Annotated in this window: 14 protein-coding genes and 1 pseudogene; 5 read left to right on the forward strand and 10 right to left on the reverse strand. The window is 69.8% G+C overall.

The genetic code is table 11. From position 1 onward, the window contains the following. Window positions 1–38: 38 nt before the first annotated feature. From IM697_RS12270 to IM697_RS12280, 3 genes are all read left to right on the forward strand, one after another. Window positions 39–1,028, forward strand: coding sequence for a TerC family protein (locus tag IM697_RS12270; RefSeq protein WP_194047490.1), 990 nt, complete (start codon window positions 39–41; stop codon window positions 1,026–1,028). A 141-nt stretch (window positions 1,029–1,169) separates the two neighbouring features. Next, window positions 1,170–1,472 carry a hypothetical protein gene (locus IM697_RS12275; RefSeq protein ID WP_194049686.1) on the forward strand — a complete coding sequence of 101 codons (303 nt, stop codon included), beginning with the start codon at window positions 1,170–1,172 and terminating at the stop codon, window positions 1,470–1,472. Window positions 1,473–1,575: 103 nt separating this feature from the next. Then, complete coding sequence (locus IM697_RS12280; RefSeq protein ID WP_194047492.1) at window positions 1,576–2,676, forward strand: calcium:cation antiporter; 1,101 nt, start codon at window positions 1,576–1,578, stop codon at window positions 2,674–2,676. 37 nt (window positions 2,677–2,713) lie between these two features. On the opposite strand, the gene IM697_RS12285 is transcribed toward IM697_RS12280, so the two are convergent. Continuing rightward, window positions 2,714–3,973: an MFS transporter gene (locus IM697_RS12285; RefSeq protein ID WP_194049687.1), complete on the reverse strand. Its 1,260-nt coding sequence runs from the start codon at window positions 3,971–3,973 to the stop codon at window positions 2,714–2,716. Window positions 3,974–4,071: 98 nt separating this feature from the next. Next, window positions 4,072–4,930: pseudogene (locus IM697_RS12290) on the reverse strand (LD-carboxypeptidase). A gap of 103 nt (window positions 4,931–5,033) precedes the next feature. On the opposite strand from IM697_RS12290, the gene aroQ reads away from it, so the two are divergent. Then, window positions 5,034–5,507 (forward strand): type II 3-dehydroquinate dehydratase, encoded by a 474-nt coding sequence (aroQ, locus tag IM697_RS12295; protein WP_194047494.1) that lies wholly within the window; start codon window positions 5,034–5,036, stop codon window positions 5,505–5,507. A 63-nt stretch (window positions 5,508–5,570) separates the two neighbouring features. On the opposite strand, the gene IM697_RS12300 is transcribed toward aroQ, so the two are convergent. The 5 genes from IM697_RS12300 to IM697_RS12320 all read right to left on the reverse strand — a co-directional run bounded on the left by IM697_RS12300 (window position 5,571) and on the right by IM697_RS12320 (window position 9,829). Then, a complete protein-coding gene (locus IM697_RS12300; protein WP_322734574.1) occupies window positions 5,571–6,299 on the reverse strand; it encodes an amino acid ABC transporter ATP-binding protein in 729 nt (242 codons plus the stop codon). Between the two features lie 20 nt (window positions 6,300–6,319). Next, the gene (locus IM697_RS12305) at window positions 6,320–7,240 is read right to left on the reverse strand and encodes an amino acid ABC transporter permease (RefSeq protein ID WP_194047496.1); all 921 of its coding nucleotides are present in this window, start codon (window positions 7,238–7,240) and stop codon (window positions 6,320–6,322) included. Continuing rightward, a complete protein-coding gene (locus IM697_RS12310; protein WP_194047498.1) occupies window positions 7,237–8,121 on the reverse strand; it encodes an ABC transporter substrate-binding protein in 885 nt (294 codons plus the stop codon). The genes IM697_RS12305 and IM697_RS12310 overlap by 4 nt, the downstream gene beginning before the upstream one ends. A 291-nt stretch (window positions 8,122–8,412) precedes the next feature. Beyond that, the gene (locus tag IM697_RS12315) at window positions 8,413–9,069 is read right to left on the reverse strand and encodes an MBL fold metallo-hydrolase (RefSeq protein ID WP_194047500.1); all 657 of its coding nucleotides are present in this window, start codon (window positions 9,067–9,069) and stop codon (window positions 8,413–8,415) included. A gap of 73 nt (window positions 9,070–9,142) precedes the next feature. Continuing rightward, window positions 9,143–9,829, reverse strand: coding sequence for a maleylpyruvate isomerase family mycothiol-dependent enzyme (locus tag IM697_RS12320; protein ID WP_194047502.1), 687 nt, complete (start codon window positions 9,827–9,829; stop codon window positions 9,143–9,145). Between the two features lie 250 nt (window positions 9,830–10,079). On the opposite strand from IM697_RS12320, the gene uvrA reads away from it, so the two are divergent. Further along, complete coding sequence (gene uvrA, locus IM697_RS12325; RefSeq protein ID WP_194047504.1) at window positions 10,080–13,136, forward strand: excinuclease ABC subunit UvrA; 3,057 nt, start codon at window positions 10,080–10,082, stop codon at window positions 13,134–13,136. Window positions 13,137–13,291: 155 nt separating this feature from the next. Here the strand turns inward: uvrA and IM697_RS12330 are convergent, their stop codons facing one another. From IM697_RS12330 to IM697_RS12340, 3 genes are all read right to left on the reverse strand, one after another. Next, complete coding sequence (locus IM697_RS12330; protein WP_194047506.1) at window positions 13,292–14,203, reverse strand: carbohydrate kinase family protein; 912 nt, start codon at window positions 14,201–14,203, stop codon at window positions 13,292–13,294. After that, window positions 14,200–15,348, reverse strand: coding sequence for a LacI family DNA-binding transcriptional regulator (locus tag IM697_RS12335; protein ID WP_194047508.1), 1,149 nt, complete (start codon window positions 15,346–15,348; stop codon window positions 14,200–14,202). The genes IM697_RS12330 and IM697_RS12335 overlap by 4 nt, the downstream gene beginning before the upstream one ends. Window positions 15,349–15,560: 212 nt before the next feature. Continuing rightward, a complete protein-coding gene (locus IM697_RS12340; protein ID WP_194047510.1) occupies window positions 15,561–16,517 on the reverse strand; it encodes a hypothetical protein in 957 nt (318 codons plus the stop codon). Window positions 16,518–17,004 lie beyond the last annotated feature (487 nt).

Raw genomic sequence — 17,004 nt, forward strand, 5'->3', positions numbered from 1 at the left:
GACGCTGACATCTGCCGTTACGTACTGCCGGAGGCGCAGTGGAAGTTTCCACGACCCTGTGGGTCCTGACCATCGTGGGCCTAGCCGCCCTGATCGCGGTCGATTTCTTCATCGGCCGCAAGCCGCACGACGTTTCGATCAAGGAAGCCGGAATCTGGACGGTCGTCTGGATCGCCCTCGCCGGCCTCTTCGGGCTCGGCCTGATGATCTTCGGCGGCGGACAGCCCGCCGGCGAGTTCTTCGCCGGCTTCATCACCGAGAAGTCACTGAGTGTCGACAACCTGTTCGTCTTCGTCCTGATCATGGCGAAGTTCGCGGTGCCGTCCCAGTACCAGCAGCGGGTGCTGCTGGTCGGTGTCCTCATAGCCCTGGTACTGCGGGCGATCTTCATCGCCGCGGGTGCCGCCATCATCGCCAGCTTCTCGTGGGTGTTCTACCTCTTCGGCGCCTTCCTGATCTGGACCGCCTGGAAGCTCATCCAGGAGGCCCGGGCCGACGAGGACGACGAGGAGTACGAGGAGAACAAGCTGCTCAAGGCCGCCGAGCGCAAGTTCGGTGTCGCCGACCGGTACCACGGCACCAAGCTGTGGATCCAGGAGAACGGCAAGCGGGTCATGACCCCGATGCTGGTCGTGATGCTGGCGATCGGCTCCACGGACGTGCTGTTCGCCCTGGACTCCATCCCGGCGATCTTCGGCCTGACGCAGGACCCGTACATCGTGTTCACGGCCAACGCCTTCGCGCTGATGGGCCTCAGGCAGCTGTACTTCCTCATCGGCGGTCTGCTGAAGAAGCTGGTCCACCTCAGCTACGGCCTGTCGATCATCCTCGGCTTCATCGGCGTCAAGCTGGTGCTGCACGCGCTGCACGAGTCCGGGGTCCACGTCCCCGAGATCAGCATCCCCTTCTCGCTCGGCGTGATCTGCTCGGTCCTGATCGTCACCACGATCACCAGCCTCAGGGCCTCCAAGAAGCAGGCGGCGCAGGAGCGGAGCGAAAGCGCTCCGAAGGACAGCATCGACTTCTGACCACGTCGGACGTAGGAAGAACCAGCATCGGGGGTGGTGCCCGGCGAATTGCCGAGCACCGCTCCCGGTGCTTCGTTGGGTGCTGGGTGTCCCCGGCCGGGGACACCACGGCCGGGGGTGGAGGCACCTGTGGACGCACCCATGAAGTTCGTGCAGATCATCGACTTCGAGACAGAGCGAATCGACGAGATGCGGGAGCTGGCCCACGAGACCCAAGAGCGTCTGGCGGGCCGCGGCGGCGGCCCCACGCGCCGTCTCGTCCTCAATGACAGGGGACAGGCCAACCGCTACCTCGTGGTGATCGAGTTCGACTCCTACGAGGAAGCCATGCGCAACAGCGACGACCCCGAGACGACCAAGTTCGCGGAGCAGATGGCCGCGCTGTGCACCAGGCCGCCGTCCTTCACGGACTGCGACGTACTGGAGATGACCGATTTCGCGTAGCGACATACGGAACACAGGGGCCCCGCATCCCGAGGGGGCGGGGCCGCCTGACCACCACAACGACGGGAGTGCGAACACCCAACCCCTCTGCGGCGATCGCCCCGTGATCGCTCGGCTCAGGCCTCTCACGACCCGGTGGACGTCTTCTGTGCCGGTCCTCGCGGTCGTCCTGCTGATCCTCACCTGGGGACGGGACCTGCCCGGCACGGTCGTCGCGCTGGTGACGCTGGTCCTCGCCGGGGCCGTCCTGGCCGCCGTACACCACGCCGAAGTGGTCGCGCACCGGGTCGGCGAACCCTTCGGATCCCTCGTCCTCGCCGTCGCCGTCACGATCATCGAGGTCGCCCTGATCGTGACCCTGATGGTCGACGGCGGAGACAAGAGCTCCACCCTCGCCCGGGACACGGTCTTCGCCGCCGTGATGATCACCTGCAACGGCATCGTCGGCCTGTGTCTGCTGGTCGCCTCGCTGCGGCACCGCACGGCGGTCTTCAACCCCGAGGGCACCGGCGCCGCCCTCGCGACGGTGGCCACCCTGGCCACGCTCAGCCTCGTGCTGCCGACGTTCACCACCAGCAAGCCCGGCCCGGAGTTCTCCAGCGTGCAGCTGACGTTCGCCGCGCTGTCCTCGCTGATCCTGTACGGCCTGTTCGTGACGACCCAGACCGTACGCCACCGTGACTACTTCCTTCCCATCACCCGGCTCGGCGAGGTGATCACCTCGGACGACCACGCCGAGGCCCCCTCCAAGCGAACCGCGCTGATCAGCCTCGGCCTGCTGGGTCTGGCCCTGATCGGGGTGGTCGGCCTGGCCAAGGGGGTGTCCCCCACCATCGAGTCGGGTGTGGCGGCCGCCGGCCTGCACCACGCCGTCGTCGGTGTGGTCATCGCCCTGATGGTGCTCCTGCCCGAGACGATCGCCGCGCTGCGCGCCGCCCGCCGGGACCGTGTGCAGACCAGCCTGAACCTCGCGCTCGGCTCCGCGATGGCCAGCATCGGCCTGACCATCCCCGCGGTTGCCCTGGCCTCCGTCTGGCTGTCGGGCCCGCTCGTCCTCGGCCTCGGCCCCACCCATATGGTGCTGCTCGCGCTGACGGTGGTGGTGAGCTCGCTGACGGTGGTGCCGGGGCGGGCGACACCGCTCCAAGGAGGCGTACATCTGGTGCTGTTCGCGGCGTATCTGGAGCTCGCGATCAATCCTTAGCCGACGCCGGGCCATGGACGCGGCCCCGCGGAGCCCGTCACCCGGTGGCGGGCTCCGCCGCCACGGCAGCCACCGGACGAGTTTCGGGCAGCAGCGCGAAGCACCCCAGACTGAACAGCGCGACCCCCGTCAGATACGCCCCCACGCCCCAGGGCACCCGGCCGCCCTGCTCGGCCAGCGCCGTCGCCACGATCGGGGTGAGCGCGCCCCCGAGGACACCGCCGAGGTTGTAGCCCACCGCGGCGCCCGTGCAGCGGACCCGGGGCTCGTACAACTCCGGCAGATACGCGGCGATCACGGCGAACATCGTGATGAACGCGATCATCGCCCCGAGGAATCCGAGGAACATCAGCAGCGGCTCCGCCGTGGCGAGGAGCGTGATCATCGGGAACATCCACAGGGCGGAGGCGAAGCACCCGATCAGGCACAGGGGCCGCCGCCCGTACCGGTCACCGAGGATCGCCACCAGCGGTGTGAGCGAGCCCTTGACGACCACCGCGCACATGATGCAGGTCAGCATGATGCCGCGGTTCACCCCGAGTCGTTCCGTGGCGTAGGCGAGGGACCAGGTCGTCACCGTGTAGAAGATCGCGTATCCGATCGACAGCGCCCCGGCGGTCAGCAGCACCAGCCGCCAGTGGTCGCGTACCACCTCGGCGAGCGGCACGCGCGCGTGGTCGTCGAGTTCGAGGAACCGCGGACTCTCGGCGAGCGACGACCGCAGCCACAGCCCCACCATCGCGAGCACACCCGCCGCCCAGAACGGCACCCGCCATCCCCATGCGGCGAACTGCGTGTCGGACAGCCCCAGCACCACACCGTTGGCGAGCAGGAAGCCCAGCGCGGGCCCGACCTGCGGAAAGCTCGACCACAGACCGCGCCGCCCGGCGGGCGCGTGCTCCACCGTCAGCAGCACGGCCCCGCCCCACTCGCCGCCGAGCCCGAGCCCCTGAAGGAAACGCAGCACGAGCAGCAGCAGGGGAGCGGCCACACCGATCGCCCCGTACGTCGGTACGCAGCCGACCGCGACCGTGGAGGCACCGGTCAGCAACAGCGAGGCGACGAGGACCGGCCGGCGTCCGTGCCGGTCCCCGATGTGCCCGAACAGCACCGACCCCAGGGGCCGCGCCACAAAACCCACTCCGAACGTCGCGAAGGCGGCCAGGGTCCCCGCCACCGGCGAGAACGTCGGGAAGAACAGGGGTCCCAGAACCAGCGCGGCCGCAGTCCCGTAGACGAAGAAGTCGTAGAACTCGATGGCCGTCCCGGCGAGCGAGGCGGCGGCGAGCCGCAGCATGGACGGCGGCGTCTTCACTGTGCGTGCATCGTGCATGCTGCGTCAACTACCCACGGTGATCGCGGGTTACGGGGGCGTACGGGCGCGCTGGGGCCCGGTCAGTACGTGACGGTGATGCGCCGGGCGGGTCCGTCGACGCGGACGATGCCGCCGTAGGGGATCACGAGTTGGGGATCGGTGTGGCCGAAGTCCACGTCGAAGACGATCGGGGTGTCCGGTGCGTACATGCGCATGGCCCGCAGTACGGCCTCGCGCTGCTCGGCCGCGTAACGAGCGGCCTCTTCCGGGCCGTTGGGCAGGGTCCTGAAGACCTCGTCGGCACTCGGCATCTCCTCCGACGTCTCCAGCAACAGCACCCCACCGTCGTACTCCGAGAGGTCGCGCGCGATCTCCCGGCCGGCCATGAGCAGCCGGCCGACGATCTCCAGACAGCCGCCCCAAGTACGGCCCTCCACCACCCGGTCGGCGTTCAGCCACGTCCACCCGTCGGCCGGCCGCATCTCCGGCTCCGCGTCGAAGGTCGCCGGGTCGGCCCAGTCGCCGTTGATGTCGTTCCAGCGCTCGGCGGGCCTCAGCTCGTACTCGCCGGAGGTGAACAGCGCGGCCCGCAGCGAATCGGCCGTCTGCGGGTTCATGGCGCCGGGGCGGCCCAGCTCGCACATCACGCTCACGCCGTGATGGCCGACGATTCCCGTGTTGCGCAGGAACATCAGCAGGTTCGTGTTGTCACTCATCCCGAAGAACGGCTTCGGGTTCGCCCGGATCAACTCCCGGTCCAGCAGCGGCAGCACGGTGATCTGGTCGTCACCGCCGATGGACGCGATGACCGCCTTGACATCGGGGTCGGCGAAGGCGGCGTGGACGTCGTCGGCGCGCTCCGGGCACGCCCGCGCCGGGCGAGATGACGGCGACGCGGTCGCCCGGGGAGGGCTTGGGAGGGTACGAAATCGGGGTCATGGCCGGAGGGTACGGAGGATCACGTGGCTCATGCACCGTGATAAACCGGGATCTGAGCAGCGGTCATCGACGGACCGCCCACCCCGAACGGACCGGAGGAACCGTGCCTCGCACCCTGGCCAACGCCCCGATCATGATCCTCAACGGCCCCAACCTGAACCTGCTCGGCCAGCGCCAGCCGGAGATCTACGGCTCCGAGACCCTGGCTGACGTCGAGGCCCTGTGCGCCAAGGCGGCGGCCGCGCACGGCGGCACGGTCGACTTCCGGCAGTCCAATCACGAGGGCGAGCTGGTCGACTGGATCCACGAGGCGCGGCTGAACCACTGCGGGATCGTGATCAACCCCGGTGCCTACTCGCACACCTCCGTGGCGATCCTGGATGCGCTCAACACCTGTGACGGCCTTCCGGTGTTGGAGGTCCACATCTCCAACATCCACAAGCGTGAGTCGTTCCGGCACCACTCGTACGTCTCGCTGCGCGCCGACGGGGTCATCGCGGGGTGCGGCGTGCAGGGGTACGCGTTCGGGGTGGAGCGGGTCGCGGCGCTGGCGGGGGCGGGGCAGGCGGAGACCTGACGTGGATGGGACCGGCGGGTGAGAGGGCGGCTGTAAGGACCGCCCTCCCTGGCTGAGCGGTCCTTACAGCCGCCCCGCCTCCACGATCCGCCGCAGGAAGCGCCGCGTACGCTTCTGCTGCGGATCGCCGAAGATCTGCTCGGCCGTGCCGCGCTCCAGCACCACACCTCCGTCCAGAAAACAAACCTGGTCGGCGACCTCGCGGGCGAACCCCATCTCGTGCGTGGCCAGCACCATCGTCATCCCGTCCGCCTTCAGGTCACGGACGACGGTGAGGACTTCACCCACCAGTTCCGGGTCGAGGGCGGCGGTGATCTCGTCCAACAGCAGCAGCCGGGGACGTACGGCCAGGGCGCGCACGATCGCGACCCGCTGCTGCTGACCGCCGCTCAGCCGATCCGGGTACTCGCCGGCCTTCTCGGCCAGCCCGAGCCGCTCCAGCAGCTCACGCGCGCGTGCCTCGGCCTCGCCGCGGGACAGCCCGTGCACCCGGCGCGGGGCGAGGGTGATGTTCTCCAGGACCGTCATGTGCGGGAACAGGTTGTACGCCTGGAACACCACGCCGATACGGCGTCTTACGGCGTCCTGGTCGACGCGCGGATCGGTGATCTCCTCGCCGTCCAGCCAGATGGCGCCGTCGTCGATCTCCTCCAGCAGGTTCGCGCACCGCAGCAGCGTGGACTTGCCGGAGCCGGAGGCACCGATCAGCGCGGTCACCGTGTGCGGTGCGACCTCCAGGTCGACGTCCCGCAGCACGACCGAGCCGCCGAACGTCTTGCGAACGGACTCCATACGCAGCACAGGTGCGTCGCTCACAGGGCTCCTCCTTGCGCGCGCCGACGGTCCATCCGGGCCGTCACCCAGTCCGTGAAGCGGGTCATCGGGATGGTCAGCGCCACGAAGATCAGGCCCGCCACGATGTACGGCGTGTAGTTGAGGCTGCGCCCCACGATGATGTCCGCGGCCCGTACGGCGTCCACCGCGCCGCCGATCGACACCAGCCCGGTGTCCTTCTGCAGCGACACCAGGTCGTTCAGCAGGGGCGGCACCTGACGGCGTACCGCCTGGGGCAGGACGACGTGCCGCAGGGCCTGCCGGTTGGTGAGGCCGAGCGAGCGGGCCGCAGCGCGCTGCGAGGGGTGGACGGACTCGATGCCCGCACGGAACACCTCGGCCACGTACGCCGAATACGTCAGCGTGAGCGCCGTGCCGCCCAGCAGCACCGGATCGACGGTCACGCCCTGGAGCCGCAGCGCGGGGACGCCGAGGACGACGATCATGAGGTTAATGATGAGCGGAAGGCCCCGGAAGAAGTCCGTGTACGCGGCCGCCAGCACCCGCAGCGGAAAGAACACCGGGCCGCGCAGGGTGCGGGCGACGGCGATGAGCATGCCGAGGACCAGCACGCAGACGCCGCAGACCAGCAGCAGTCGGACGTTGAGCCAGAGCCCTTCGAGGACCTTGGGGAACGCCTCGCGCGCGTACTCCCGGTCGAAGAACGTCTCCTTGGTGCGCGGCCAGCCGGGTGCGTTGACCACGACCAGATAGAGGACGACGCCGGTGACCAGGGTGGAGAGGGCGGCGACGGCGGTGGCGCGGCGGGCGCGGGCGCGCTTGTGGCGCTCGCGGTCGAGACGCCGCTGCGAGGGGACGTAACCGTCGTCGCCCGCGTCGGACATGCCGCCGTTGTCGTCCGCGCCCTCCTGGCCGGACTCCTTCTTCGTGACCGTCACTTGAGCACCGGCGCGTCGACGGCGTCGGACAGCCACTGCTGCTCGAGCTTGTCCAGGGTGCCGTCCTTGCGCAGGGCGTCCACGGCGTCCGTCACGCACGAGGTGAGCGCGCTGCCCTTGTCGAGCACCAGCCCGAACTGCTCCGGCGTACCGCCCTGGTTCTCGAACTGGCCGACGATCGTCGCGTCCGTCACCTCGGCCGCGGTGATGTAGAAGGCGGTCGGCAGGTCGACCACGATGGCGTCGACCTGGCCGTTCTTCAGCGCGGACTTCGCCTGGTCGTTCTTGGCGTACGCGGCGGGCTCCTGGGCCGGCTTCACCAGGTCGTCGATGTAGTCGAGGCTGGTCGTGCCGACCTGTGCGCCCAGCTTGAGGCTCTTCAGGTCCGCGACGGTCTTCGCCTTGGCGGCCTTGGTGCCCTTCAGTGCGATGACGGCCTGGCGGACGTCGTAGTAGCCGGACGAGAAGTCCACGGCCTGCTTGCGCTCGTCGCTGATCGACACCTGGTTGACGTCGAAGTCGAACGTCTTCTCCCCGGGCGCGAACGCCTTGTTGAACGGGACGCTCTGCCAGACGACGGCGCTCTTGTCGTAGCCGAGCTGCTGCGCCACGGCGTAGGCGACGGCCGATTCGAAGCCCTCGCCGTTGGCCGGCGTGTCGTCCTTGAACCAGGGTTCGTACGCCGGCTCGTCGGTGGCGATCGTCAGCTTGCCGGAGGTCTTGGTGGCCAACTTGCCCTTGGCGCAGGTGTTCCCGGCCGCCCCTGACGGCGTGTCGGCGGCCTTCTCCTCCGGCTGCGGGGCGCAGCCGAGAGCGGTGGCGAGCAGGGCTGTCGTGGTCACGGCGACGGCGCGGCGCAGCGCGCGAGGGGCAGGGTGCATGGCGCGAGATTGACAGTACATCGTCGTGTTTGTCGAGGTCACGACGGTGAAAGTCCGCATAGTGGGAACGGGTGTTGCGTTCCTGTGAACACATGCCGCAGGTGGCCGCCGGGGCCGCCGGTCGAGGGCGGGGATTGAGAGACCGGCGGCCCATTCCGCCCAGGAGCCGTCATCCTGTGCGGGGCTGCTTCCAGTTGACTGCGCAACTACGCGCGCCGGGAGCGCGCGCGTGGTACCAGCGCGTGTGAATGGTTCACACGGGGCGCGTGCGCGGGGCGCGCACCCTCCGGTTCACCAACCCCGCGCGCGCCACTCCGGCAGTTGCGGCCGTTCGGCGCCCAGCGTCGTGTCGTTGCCGTGCCCCGGGTAGACCCAGGTCTCGTCCGGCAGTACGTCGAAGATCTTGGTCTCGACGTCGTGGATCAGGCTGGCGAACGCCTTGGGATCCTTACGGGTGTTGCCCACACCGCCCGGGAACAGACAGTCCCCGGTGAACACATGGGGATGCCCGTGCGGATCGTCGTAGACGAGGGCGATCGAACCCGGCGTGTGCCCGACCAGGTGGCGCGCGGTGAGCTCCACACGCCCCACCCGGATCGTGTCGCCGTCGTCGACCAGGACGTCGGTCGGCACCGGAATGCCGTCGGCGTCGTCACGGCCGGCATAGGTGCGCGCGCCGGTGGCCTCGACGACCGCGGCGAGCGCCTGCCAGTGGTCGCCGTGCTGGTGCGTGGTGACGACGGACGCGATGCCGTCGTCACCGATCATGCCGAGCAGCGTGTCCGCGTCGTTCGCGGCGTCGATCAGCAGCTGCTCGTCCGTGGCCCGGCAGCGCAGCAGATAGGCGTTGTTGTCCATCGGGCCGACCGCGATCTTGGAGATCATCAGGTCCTTGAGCTCGTGCACGTCGGCGGGGCCACCGACCGTCACCTGTCCGCTGTACGTCATGGCGGCAGCCTATAGCGGCGGGGCGCGTACGGGCGCTTCAGCGCAGGAGCCGTCCCGGGGCCGCTCCGAACGGCTACAGCGGGGGCAGTGCAGGCAGCGTGCCGCCCTCCACGGTCAGCCCGGACGCGTCGCGGCGCCCGGCGAGCCAGCCGAGCAGGTCGGGTGCGGTGCCGCGGACGGTGATCTCGGGGGTGCCCGCCTCCCGGCCCGTACTCCACGCGCGCGTGCCGTCCGTGAGACGAGTGGGCGGCACACCGGCGTGCCCGGTGAACCGCTCGGCGAGGAACTCGGTCTCCCGCTCCACGAACTCGGCCGGCAGATCCTCCAGCTCGTACCCGATCCCGAGATCCACGTGGTGCAGCTCCACCTCGACCCACCGCCGGAACGGCACCCGGGCCGCGGTGTCGGTGACCCCGTTGCGCAGCTCCACCGTGCGCGCCCAGTCCGCGGGCGTGGCCCCCGCCTCCTGGAAGCGGGCGGCGCTCTCCCGCACGTCGGTGAGCTGGACGTCGAGGGGGCGCGGTGCGTCCCGCTCGATGTCGGCGTCCCGGGCGGTGCCGGAGACATACATGGGGCGCCCCTGGAGGACGTTCACGAGGGCGTCCGCGTTGCGTGCGATGTGTGCGAGAACATGGCCGCGGCTCCAGCCGGGGAGCCGTGACGGCTCCGCCACCGACGCGTTGTCCAGCTTGGCCGCTGCGGTGAGCAGCCGGTCAGTCGCTTCACGTACAGACACCAGGTCACGAGCGTGATCAATCATGGTGCTGACACTAGCCCGGCCACACCTTTGGGTGAAGGTGGTGAACAGGTGCCGTAAATCGAATGCGCGTGCTATAGGGTCGGTCGTGACGTCGGGCATGCTGGATGCCCCGGGATTGTTGTCGCATCCGGGGATCCGTCCGGCGTTGTCAGTGGCTCCCCCTAGTCTGAAGAAGCACGGGGGCCTCGAAGCCGAGAACACACGGGGGCCTCGCCCCCTGTCACTTCTCTCAAGAAAGGTGCGGACCGGCGTGGCCGACCGTCTCATCGTCCGTGGCGCGCGCGAGCACAACCTGAAGAATGTCTCGCTCGATCTGCCGCGCGACTCGCTCATCGTCTTCACGGGCCTGTCGGGGTCGGGCAAGTCCTCGCTGGCCTTCGACACCATCTTCGCCGAGGGGCAGCGGCGCTACGTGGAGTCGCTGTCGTCGTACGCCCGGCAGTTCCTCGGCCAGATGGACAAGCCGGACGTCGACTTCATCGAGGGACTGTCCCCGGCGGTCTCCATCGACCAGAAGTCGACCTCGCGCAACCCGCGCTCGACGGTCGGCACCATCACCGAGGTCTACGACTACCTGCGACTGCTCTTCGCGCGCATCGGCAAGCCGCACTGTCCCGAGTGCGGCCGCCCGATCTCGCGCCAGTCGCCGCAGGCCATCGTCGACAAGGTCCTGGAGCTGCCGGAGGGGAGCCGCTTCCAGGTGCTGTCGCCGCTGGTGCGCGAGCGCAAGGGCGAGTTCGTCGATCTCTTCGCCGACCTGCAGACCAAGGGCTACTCCCGCGCGCGCGTGGACGGCGAGACGATCCAGCTCTCCAGTCCGCCCACGCTGAAGAAGCAGGAGAAGCACACCATCGAGGTGGTCGTCGACCGCCTCACGGTGAAGGACTCCGCCAAGCGCCGCCTCACCGACTCCGTGGAGACCGCCCTCGGCCTCTCCGGCGGCATGGTCGTGCTCGACTTCGTCGACCTTCCCGAGGACGACCCCGAGCGTGAGCGCATGTACTCGGAGCACCTGTACTGCGCCTATGACGACCTCTCCTTCGAGGAGCTGGAGCCCCGTTCCTTCTCCTTCAACTCGCCGTTCGGCGCCTGCCCCGAGTGCACCGGTATCGGCACGCGCATGGAGGTCGACCCCGAGCTGATCGTCCCGGACGAGGACAAGACCCTCGACGAGGGCGCCATCCACCCGTGGTCGCACGGCCACACCAAGGACTACTTCGGCCGTCTGATCGGCGCCCTCGCGGACGCGCTGGGATTCCGGACGGACATCCCCTTCGCGGGGCTGCCGCAGCGCGCCAAGAAGGCCCTGCTCCACGGCCACAAGACGCAGATCGAGGTCCGGTACCGCAACCGGTACGGCCGCGAGCGCGTGTACACGACGCCCTTCGAGGGCGCCGTCCCCTTCGTCAAGCGCCGGCACAGCGAGGCCGAGAGCGACGCCAGCCGTGAGCGCTTCGAGGGCTATATGCGCGAGGTGCCCTGCCCCACCTGTGAGGGCACGCGCCTGAAGCCGATCGTCCTCGCGGTCACGATCATGGAGAAGTCGATCGCCGAGGTCTCCGCGATGTCCATCAGCGACTGCGCGGACTTCCTGGGCGAGCTGAAGCTCAACGCCCGCGACAAGAAGATCGCCGAGCGCGTGCTGAAGGAGGTCAACGAGCGGCTGCGGTTCCTGGTCGACGTCGGCCTGGACTACCTCTCGCTCAACCGCGCGGCCGGCACCCTCTCCGGCGGTGAGGCCCAGCGCATCCGGCTGGCCACCCAGATCGGCTCCGGACTCGTCGGTGTGCTCTACGTCCTCGACGAGCCGTCCATCGGCCTGCACCAGCGCGACAACCACCGGCTGATCGAGACCCTGGTCCGGCTGCGCGACATGGGCAACACGCTCATCGTCGTCGAGCACGACGAGGACACCATCAAGACCGCCGACTGGGTCGTCGACATCGGCCCCGGCGCCGGTGAACACGGCGGCAAGGTCGTGCACAGCGGCTCGCTGAAGGAGCTGCTCACCAACGCCGAGTCGCAGACCGGCCAGTACCTGGCCGGCAAGAAGGCGATCCCGCTGCCCGACATCCGGCGTCCGCACGACCCGTCCCGGCAGCTCACGGTGCACGGCGCCCGGGAGAACAACCTCCAGGACATCGACGTCTCGTTCCCGCTGGGCGTGTTCACGGCGGTCACGGGCGTGTCCGGCTCCGGCAAGTCGACGCTGGTCAACGACATCCTGTACACGCACCTGGCCCGCGAGCTCAACGGCGCCCGCAACGTCCCCGGACGGCACACGCGCGTGGACGGCGACGACCTCGTCGACAAGGTCGTGCACGTCGACCAGTCGCCCATCGGCCGCACCCCGCGCTCGAACCCGGCGACGTACACCGGCGTCTTCGACCACATCCGCAAGCTGTTCGCCGAGACCACCGAGGCGAAGGTCCGCGGCTACATGCCCGGACGCTTCTCCTTCAACGTCAAGGGCGGCCGCTGCGAGAACTGCGCGGGCGACGGCACCATCAAGATCGAGATGAACTTCCTCCCGGACGTGTACGTCCCGTGCGAGGTCTGCCACGGCGCCCGGTACAACCGGGAGACCCTGGAGGTCCACTACAAGGGCAAGTCCATCTCCGAGGTCCTGAACATGCCGATCGAGGAGGCCACGCACTTCTTCGAGGCCGTCCCGGCGATCAACCGCCACCTCAAGACGCTCAACGACGTCGGCCTCGGCTACGTCCGGCTCGGCCAGTCCGCGACCACCCTGTCCGGCGGTGAGGCCCAGCGGGTGAAGCTCGCCAGCGAGCTGCAGAAGCGCTCCACCGGCCGCACGGTCTACGTCCTGGACGAGCCGACCACCGGTCTGCACTTCGAGGACATCAGCAAGCTGCTGAAGGTCCTCTCCGGCCTGGTCGACAAGGGCAACACGGTCATCGTCATCGAGCACAACCTCGATGTGATCAAGACCGCCGACTGGGTCGTGGACATGGGCCCCGAGGGCGGCGCCGGCGGTGGCCTCGTCATCGCCGAGGGCACCCCCGAGGCGGTCGCGGCGGTGCCCGCCAGCCACACCGGCAAGTTCCTGCGCGAGATCCTCGGCGCCGACCGGATCAGCGACGCGGCGTCGGTCAAGGCACCGCGCAGGGCGACGGCCAAGAAGACAGTCGCGGCGGGGGCGACGGCGAAGAAGACGGCGACGGCCAGGACCACGAGGACGGTCAACAACAAGGCCACCGACAGAGTGATCGGGGCCACGAAGAAGGCGGCTGCCGCGAAGAAGGCGACGCCCGCGAAGAAGACGACGAGGGCCCGCAAGGCCTGAGGCCGGAGGGCGACGAGTCCCAACATATTCCGAAAAAGTACGGCGCCCCGCGGGAACTCCCCGCGGGGCGCCGTCCGTTGCAAGATCAGCCGCCCGATCCAGGCGGCCATGACGGACCTTGACTCCTCAACAGTGAAACGGAAAGGGAACGCCTCCTAGAAGTCCCCCAGTTCGGAGGCGTACGGCGGTTCCGCCCCCGCCCGGGAGCAGGTGATCGCGGCAGCCCGCGCCGCGAACCGCAACAGCCTTGTCCAGCCGTCGGCGCCGAGTCCCACGAGCGCCTCGGCGGACAGGGCGTCCTGGGCGGCGAGGCCGTGCAACAGGGCCGCGTTCACGGTGTCGCCCGCACCGATCGTGTCCACGACGTCGACCTCTTCGCCCGGTACGGAGTGCACCGCGCCGTCCCGGGTGAAGGCGGTCAGCCCGTCACCGCCCTGAGTGATCACGACGGCCGCAGGTCCCGCGGCCAGCCACTCACGCGGCGTGCCGCCCAGCCACTGTGCGTCCTCCTCGGAGAGCTTGAGCAGCGAAACCGCGGGCAGCCAGCTCTTGAACCGGGCCCGGTAGCCGTCCGGGTCGGGGATCAGTCCGGCCCTGATGTTCGGGTCGAGCGCGGTGAACACCCCTCGCGCGGCCGCGCTCCGCATCAGCTCCTCATAGGCGCTCGCCCCCGGTTCCAGGACGAGCGAACAGGTACCGAAGGAGACCGCGCGCGCCTGCGCGGGCAATTCCGCAGGCGCCGTGAAGAGCCGGTCGGCCGTGCCCTCGACGTAGAAGGAGTAGGAGGCCGAGCCCTTCACGTCGATGGTGGCCACCGCGAGCGTGGTCGGCTCCATGCCGCGCTGCACGGCCGATACGTCCACCCCCGCCTCCCGCAGCCCGTCGAGCAGGGCCTCGCCGAACGCGTCGTAGGAGGTCCGGGAGCAGAAGGCGGTGGGGGAGCCGAGGCGGCCGAGGGCCACGGCGGTGTTGTAGGGGCCGCCGCCGAGCGCCGGCTTCAGGCCCGCGAGGGCACCCGTGCCCTGCGGTACCAGGTCGATCAGGGCCTCACCGGCGACGACGATCACGAGACGGTTCCTTTCACGGACGTCAGGGGCTGTTCGGGGCGGTCGGATGTCAGGGGCCCGGCCGCGCCCCCGGGCTCCTCGGACCTCGTGGTCACCGTGCGCCCGGCGGATCTGCCCGGCCGCTTCGGCTGCTCGGCGCAGCCGCACGAGGTGCGATGCACGAAGGCGCAGGGCAGACGCACGGTCCGGGCGGGCCGGTCCGGCGAGGCGAGACGGTCCAGGAGCACCCGCACGGCCCGCGCGCCGATGTCCCTGCTGGGCTGGGCGATCGCGGTGAGCCGGGGCGAGAACAGATCGGCCCAGGCGAAGTCGTCGAAGCAGCACAGCGCGATGTCGTCCGGCACGGACAGACCGTGGTCACGCAGGCCGCGCAGGGCGCCCATGGTCATCGTGTTGTTGGCGGTGACCAGCGCGGTGGGCGGCGAGGCGAGCGACAGCAGCGCGGCGGTGGCCTGCTCGGCGCCGGCCGACTCGGAGTCGCCGTGCACGACGAGGCGGTCGTCGTGGACGAGCCCGGCGGCCGCCAGGCCGTCCCGGTACCCGGTGAGCCGCTCGCTGGTGGTGCTGAGCCCGGGCAGACCGGCGACCAGGCCGATCCGCCGGTGACCGAGCCCGCTGAGATGGGTGACCAACCGGGCCATGGGTTCGGCGCTGTCGGCGCAGACCTGGTCGAACCGCGTCGAGCCGTCCGCAGAGGTGTCCACCACGCGGTCGAGGAGGACGGTCGGCATCTTGTGGCGCCCGAGGTAGGCCAGCAGGTCGCGTGGATCGGCGGAGGGCGCGACGATCATGCCGTCCACACGGCGCTCGTGCAGCAGCTGGACCACCTTGCGCTCATGCCCCGGATCGTCGTGCGGGTCGGCGATGAGCAGGCTGTAGCCGTGCTCCAGGGCGGCGGCCTCGACGCCCTGGAGGATCTCCGTGAAGTACGGGTTGCTGATCGCCGACACCGCGAGCCCGATGGAGCGGGTGCGGGAGGTCACCAGGGAGCGGGCCAGGGTGTTGGGCGTGTAGCCGAGCTCCTCCATGGCGTCCAGCACCGCCTGACGGGTGTGGGGCAGCACCGGCCGGGTCCCGTTCAGCACATGCGAGACGGTCGCCACGGACACACCGGCGCTCCGCGCGACGTCGGCCATGGTCGCCATCGCGATCTCCTCCCGGCTCAGTGCCCCGTCTCAGTCCGTCGCGGCTCTTCTGGCCGGGAAGGTATCTCATTCGGAGCCAGACGTAAACGATTGCGCAATCGTTTACGTCCGGACCGATCCAAGGGCTGGAGCGTCAAGGCGTATCGGGATCAAGTAACAGGATCAGATGGCGGAGGGCAGCGGGGCATGCCGATGACAACCGGAGCGACGACTCACTCCCACTCCCACCCGATGCCCACGATCCCCGTCCGCACCCGTGGCTCGACAAGGTGGACGGAGTGGTGCAGCCCGCTCAGGGCCAGTCCCTGGCGGCCGCTGCGCGGTGCGGCCGCGGAGTGCTGGGCGAATCGGTGGCAGCGGGTCGGGAGGGCGTTCTCGGCGAAGCGGACCTGGAGGGCGTACTGGCCGCCCGCGAGCGGGAAGCCACGGGCGTACTCGCGGGACACGTCGGCCGTGCCGTCCTCGACGCCGTAGCGGAAGAGGTAGGTGTCGCCGGTCCGCAGGCGCGTGCCGAAGAGCAGCTCGGCGACGAGGACGCCGGTGTCGTGGTGCCAACGGACGCGTCCTGTACGGCAGTTCTCCAGGGCGTGCACCGTCATGCGCTCCGGCACGCACCCCGGGTCACCGTGGTGGACGGCGGCGAATCGGTCCACGCCGTCCTTGTGGGCACGCACTATGTGGTGCGACTCGCGACCCGCCAGCTCGCGGCGCGCCCCGATCCGTACCTGCTCGTGGTGGGCGAGGGTGTGCAGGCCGCCGTCGACCGGGAAGTCCAGTTCGGCCAGCAGCCGCTCCAGCACACCCGAGGCCTCCACCAGGGAGCGGTAGGAGCGGGCGGCGGGCTGCTGCAGCGTGGAGTGGTCGTCCGCCTCGGAGAGCAGCCGGATCAGGGACTCCTCCGGCAGCTGGAGTATCTCCTCCAGCGCCCGCACCGCGCGCAGTGACTCGGGCCGCTGCGGTCGGCGGGCCCCCTGCTGCCAGTAGCTCAGGCTCGTGACGCCGACCTTCACACCGCGACGGGACAGATGGTGCTGCACGCGCTGGAGCGGCAGCCCCCGGGCGGCTATCGCGGCGCGCAGGGCGACGTGGAAGGGGCCGCCTCGCAGGGCCGTGTCCAGTTCCGCGGAAGCGACGGCGGCGATGTCCGCGTGCTGTGTGGCGTGCGCCATGCAGGGGCCTTTCTGTGGTTGTTCACAACGGTTGGTCAGACCGGTCGCGCGGCTGATCAGGAGCACCCCGTGGAGCGCCGGCGGGTCTTCACATCCGTACGCCGTCGCTCAGGTCCCCCGAGTTCCCCCGCATTGAAGCGTGTTGACCAAGTCCCGACAACACCTGAAACCCAACAGCCGCGCACTCCCGGCCGAGTCGCGATGCGTCGCCATCAAGCCGCCATGTCCGTCTCCGGGGGTGCGGAGCACTCCTCTGACGGCCCTCGCGGACGGCGCCGACTCGGCCGGGAAGCCGCGGGCGGGGCCGCCGGCGGCGGGTTCCTGGAAGTCCTCCGGAGAGCGTGCGGCATACGGATGATCACGCTGGAGAGGCGGCCGGCGGCTGCGCGTAGCCGAGGGCACCGCGGCATCCTGGGCAGGCTCCGACTCCCGGTGGACGGCGACGGCGGGCCACCGCCGTGGGCTGGCGCTTCTCCTGTTCCCGGGG

It is taken from the genome of Streptomyces ferrugineus (genome assembly GCF_015160855.1).
GTDB classification, from domain to species: domain Bacteria; phylum Actinomycetota; class Actinomycetes; order Streptomycetales; family Streptomycetaceae; genus Streptomyces; species Streptomyces ferrugineus.